The 5,157-nt window shown below is 73.5% G+C and carries 4 protein-coding genes; all 4 read left to right on the top strand.

Translation table 11 applies throughout. The features are described from left to right. The first annotated feature begins 172 nt into the window (after nt 1-172). Entirely contained in the window at nt 173-1,141 is a 969-nt protein-coding gene (locus E5198_RS20290; RefSeq protein ID WP_136491727.1) for a stage II sporulation protein M, read from the top strand. A 74-nt stretch (nt 1,142-1,215) separates the two neighbouring features. Next, on the top strand, nt 1,216-2,799 hold the full coding sequence (locus E5198_RS20285; protein ID WP_136491726.1) for a DUF4129 domain-containing protein: 1,584 nt from the start codon (nt 1,216-1,218) through the stop codon (nt 2,797-2,799). Further along, nucleotides 2,796-3,962 (top strand): DUF4350 domain-containing protein, encoded by a 1,167-nt coding sequence (locus E5198_RS20280; RefSeq protein ID WP_136491725.1) that lies wholly within the window; start codon nt 2,796-2,798, stop codon nt 3,960-3,962. The genes E5198_RS20285 and E5198_RS20280 overlap by 4 nt, the downstream gene beginning before the upstream one ends. Beyond that, the gene (locus E5198_RS20275; protein ID WP_136491724.1) at nt 3,962-5,047 is read left to right on the top strand and encodes a MoxR family ATPase; all 1,086 of its coding nucleotides are present in this window, start codon (nt 3,962-3,964) and stop codon (nt 5,045-5,047) included. The genes E5198_RS20280 and E5198_RS20275 overlap by 1 nt, the downstream gene beginning before the upstream one ends. The last annotated feature ends 110 nt before the right edge of the window (nt 5,048-5,157 follow it).

Here is a 5,157-nt window from a genome sequence, read left to right as displayed (position 1 = left end):
CCCTGCGTGCCGAGGAGCAGCGCGCCCTGCTCGCCTTCGACGAGCGCCGGCGCCAGCTGTCGCCGGCGCGCCGCGAGGAGCTGGCCGGCCTGCTCGCCCCGGTGCTCGGCGTGTCGCCGGACGAGGCCCCGCTGCGCCTGCAGCGCATCGCCGCCGGCCTGCGGGGCGAACCATGAGACAGGCGCAGTTCGAGGCCCTTCACCGGAGCCAGTGGCAGGCCCTCGAGGGCCAGCTCAGGCTGCTGGAGCAAGGCAAGTCACTCGAGTCGCTGGCCGGTGCCTTCGCCGCCGACTATCGGCGCCTGTGCCAGCATCTGGCCCTGGCGCAGAGCCGCGCCTACAGTCCCAACCTGGTCGAATACCTGCAGCAGCTGGTCCTGCGCGCCCACCAGCAGCTGTACCGCCCCCCTCGCGGCCTCGGTCCGCGCCTGCTCGGCTTCCTGCTCGGCGGCTTCCCGCGCCAGGTGCGCGCCGCCTGGCGCAGCATCCTGCTCGCCAGCCTGCTGTTCTACGGCAGCCTGCTGGGCATGGGCCTGCTGGTCTACCTGTTCCCCGAACTGATCTACAGTCTGCTGTCACCGCAGCAGGTGGCGAAGATGGAGCTGATGTACGACCCCGACTCCAGCCGCCTCGGCCCCTGGGCCGGGCGCGGCAGCGGCGACGACTGGCTGATGTTCGGCTACTACATCATGAACAACATCGGCATCGCCTTCCAAACCTTCGCCAGCGGCCTGCTGCTCGGCATCGGCTCGCTGTTCTTCCTGCTCTACAACGGCCTCAACATCGGCGCCATCGCCGGCCACCTGATCCGCATCGGCTACGACGAAACCTTCCTCGGCTTCGTCGTCGGCCATGGCGCTTTCGAGCTGACTGCCATAACCTTCGCCGGCGCCGCCGGCCTGCAGCTGGGCGGCGCCCTCGTGATGCCCGGACCACGCAGCCGCCGCGCCGCCCTGCGCAGTGCCGCGCGCGGCTGCGTCGGCCTGCTCGCCGGAGTGATCGGCCTGCTGCTGATCGCCGCCTTCGTCGAGGCCTACTGGTCGTCGGTCACCCGCTTTCCGGTGACCGTCAAGTACACCGTCGGCATCGCGCTGTGGCTGCTGGTCGGCGCCTACTTCGGCCTCGGCGGGCGCCGCCGCTGACTGGATCGATCGAACCGAACACAGGGAGTCGTCGTGATCACCGAGCCACTCGCCAGCCTCCCGCGGAGCCGCGCATGTCGCTGAGCGCCGCCGAGGCCGCCCTGCGCCCGCGCAGCGCGTGGGAAGCCGTCGACCTGGGCGTGCACCTGGTGCAGCGCCACGCCGGCCTGCTGCTGGGCAGCTGGGCGCTGCTCACCCTGCCGCTGCTGGCGCTGCTCGGCCTGCTGTTCCGGGAACAGCCGAGCATCGCCCTGCTGCTGTTCTGGTGGCTGAAGCCGGCCTTCGAACGCCTGCCGCTGCACATCCTCTCGCGCGCCCTGTTCGGCGCCACGCCGACCCTCGGCCAGGCCCTGCGCGCCTGGCCCGCGCTGCTGCGCGGCGAGCTGCTGGCCAGCCTGACCTGGCGGCGCTTCAGCCTGAGCCGCAGCTTCACCCTGCCGCTGACCCAGCTGGAGAACCTGCGCGGCAGCGCGCGCCGCCAGCGCCTGCACGCCCTCGGCCGGCGCAGCGGCGTGGCGCGCTGGCTGACCCTGCTCGGCATGCACGTCGAACTGCTGCTGTGGGCCGGCCTGCTGGTGCTGATCTACCTGATGCTCCCCGAACAGCTCCGCGATCCGCTCACCCTGGCCAGCGCGGTGTTGCGCCCGCCGCAGGAATGGCTGTGGCTGGAGCACCTGAGCAACGCCTGCTACGCCCTGGTGCTGGTGGTCTGGGAACCGGTCTACGTCGCCTGCGGCTTCAGCCTCTACCTCAACCGGCGCAGCGAGCTGGAGGCCTGGGATCTCGAACTGGCCTTCCGCCGCCTGCTCGAACGCCTCGGCCAGACCGGCCTGGTGGTGCTGCTCGGCCTCGCCCTGCTGCTGCCCGGGCGCACGGCACTGGCCGAAACGGCGCCGCCCGAAACTGCCGCGGCAGTCCTGGAGAGCGCCGCCTGCCCGCTGCCGGTGACGGACGCCGCAGGGCCCGAGGCGCCGCGCCTCACCCACCAGCCGCTGAGCAGCGCCGAGGCGCAGCGCGAGATCCACGCCCTGCTCGACGCGCCGCCGTTCCGCCGCCACGAGGAGCGCCTCGACTGGGGCTGGCCGGATACCGACCAGCCCGACGCGGCGGACCGCTCCCTGCCCGATGCGCCGCCGGCCTGGACCGGCGGCTTCGCCGAACTCATCGAGGCGCTGCTGTGGACCCTGCTGGCCGGCGGCATCGCCGTGCTGGTCTGGCGCTATCGCGACTGGCTGGCGCTGTTCGTCCGCCGCGCTCCGGCCGCCGAGACGCCCGTGGCGGAAACGCCGGTCGAGCTGTTCGGCCTGGCCGTCGATCCGCGCAGCCTGCCGGACGACCTGCCGGCCAGCGTCGAGCAGCTGTGGCCGCACGATCCGCGCGCCGCTCTCGGCCTGCTCTATCGCGGTCTGCTCAGCCACCTGCTGCACCAGCGCCGCCTGCCGCTGACCCCGGCACACACCGAGGGGGAGGTGCTGGTCCTGCTGCAGCGCCTCGACGATGCGCCGCTGGCGCGCTTCGCCGCCCGCCTGCTGCAGGCCTGGCAGGCGCTCGCCTACGGCAGTCGCCCGCCGCCGGCCGAGCTCGGCCCCGAGCTGTGCGCCGCCTGGCGCGCGCTGGAACTGAACAGCCGCGCCCGCAGCGCGGAGGTGACCCCATGACCGCCCGCCAACGCCTGTGGGGCGCTCTCGCCGGCCTGTCGCTGCTCGCCGCGCTGGCCTTCCTGCTGCTCGGCAACCTCGACCCGCAGTGGCGCAGCGTCGAGCTCGGCCCGGCGCCGGAGGCGCGCAGCAATCCCTGGCTGGCCGCCGAGCGCTTCCTGCGCCAGCGCCAGGTCGAGGTCGGCCGCGCCGACAGCCTGGCCGGGGTGCTCGAAGACACCCCGCCCGCCGGCCACACCCTGGTGCTGCTCGGCCCGCGCCGCGAACTGACCGCCGCCCAGAACCAGCGCCTGCTCGACTGGGCCGCCGCCGGCGGCCACCTGCTGGTGATCGCCCAGGCCAACTGGAACGAACAGCGCCAGCGCAGCGACGACCTGCTGCTCGACCTGCTGCAGGTGCACCGCCTGCCCAGCGCCAGCCTGGCGGAGACGCCGGAAACCGCCGCCGAGGAGCCCTGGCCCGAGCTGACCAAGCTGTACCTGGAGAACGAACAGGCGCCGGCCTACTTCGCCTTCGATACCCGCTACCACCTCGAGGACGCCGGCAACCGCGCCCATGCCTGGGCCAACAGCGCCAGGGCCACCCACCTGCTGCAACTCGGCCATGGCGACGGCCTGGTCACCGTGCTCAGCGACGGCAACCTGTGGCGCAACAGCCACATCGGCGAGCACGACCACGCCTGGCTGCTCTGGTACCTGACCCAGGACAGCCAGGTCGTGCTGCTCCAGCGCCTCGCCAGCGAATCCCTGCCGTCCCTGCTGCTGCACCACTTCCCCGAGGCGCTGGCCGCCCTCGCCCTGCTGGTCGCCCTGCTGCTCTGGCGCTTCGGCCTGCGCCACGGCCCGCTGCAGGCCGACCCGCCACCGGCGCGCCGCCAGCTCGGCGAGCACCTGCAGGCCAGCGCCGATTTCCTCTGCCGGCAGAGCGGCCACGCCGCCCTGCTCGCCCGCCTGCAGGCCGAGGTGCGCCAGCGCGCCCGCCAGCGCCACCCCGGCTTCGAGCGCCTGCCAGTCACCGAACAGTGGCAGCTGCTCGGCCGTCTCGCCCGCCTCACGCCCAGCCAGATCGGCCAGGCCATGCGTCCGCTCGGCGAGCAGCGCATCGATGCCGCCCAGTTCACCCGCCAGGTCGCCCACCTGCAACGACTCAGGAATGCCCTATGATGAGCGAAGAATCCGACGCCCAGCCCATCGCCCCCGCGACCGCCACCCCGGACGACCGGGACGCGCCGCCGGCGGAAACCGTGGCCGCGGCCGAACCGCCGGTCGGCGACGACAGGCCCGCCGTCAACCAGCACCAGCGCGCCGTGCAACTGATCCAGGCGGTGCGCGCCGAACTCGGCCTGGCGCTGATCGGCCAGCAGCAGGTGATCGACGACGTGCTCTGCGCCCTGCTCGCCGGCGGCCACGTGCTGATCGAGGGCGTCCCCGGCCTGGGCAAGACCCTGCTGGTGCGCGCCCTGGCGCGCTGCTTCGGCGGCCGCTTCGCGCGCATCCAGTTCACCCCCGACCTGATGCCCAGCGACGTCACCGGCCACGCCGTCTACGACCTGGCCAGCGAGCAGTTCAAGCTGCGCCAGGGGCCGGTGTTCACCAACCTGCTGCTCGCCGACGAGATCAACCGCGCGCCGGCCAAGACCCAGGCGGCGCTGCTCGAGGTGATGCAGGAGCGCCAGGTCACCCTGGAGGGCAACGCCCTGCCGGTGCCGCGGCCGTTCATGGTGCTGGCCACGCAGAACCCCATCGAGCAGGAAGGCACCTACCCGCTGCCCGAGGCCGAGCTGGACCGCTTCATGCTCAAGCTGCGCATGGACTATCCGGCGCATCTCGAGGAGCTGGAGCTGGTGCGCCTGGTGACCCGCACGGCGCGCGGCGACATGCTCGACGTCGCCGCCCTGCGCCCGCTGCTGCGCGAGCGCGACGTGCCGGTGCTGCAGCGCATCTGCGCCGAGCTGCCGATCGACGATCAGGTGCTCGACTACGCGGTGCGCCTGGTGCGCGCCACCCGCGACTGGCCGGGGCTGGCCTTCGGCGCCGGTCCCCGCGCTTCCATCGCCCTGGTGCGCTGCGCCCGCGCCCGCGCCCTGCTGCACGGCGGCGAGTTCGTCACCCCGGACGACCTCAAGGCCTGTGCGCCGGCGGTGCTGCGCCACCGCCTGCGCCTGGCGCCGGAGCTGGAGATCGAGGGCCAGGACGTCGACCGGGTGCTCGCCCAGCTGCTCGCCCAGGTGGCCGCGCCGCGCTCATGAAGCCCACGCCCCGCCTGCTCGGTCTCGCCGCCGCCCTGCTGCTGGCGGCCATCGCCCTCGGCGCCGCGGCGCCGCTCGGCCTCGCCCTGCCCGCCTGGCTGCACGGCCTG

It is taken from the genome of Pseudomonas sp. A-1 (assembly GCF_004801855.1).
Lineage (GTDB): Bacteria > Pseudomonadota > Gammaproteobacteria > Pseudomonadales > Pseudomonadaceae > Geopseudomonas.
This window is presented reverse-complemented; position numbering and strand designations above follow the sequence as displayed.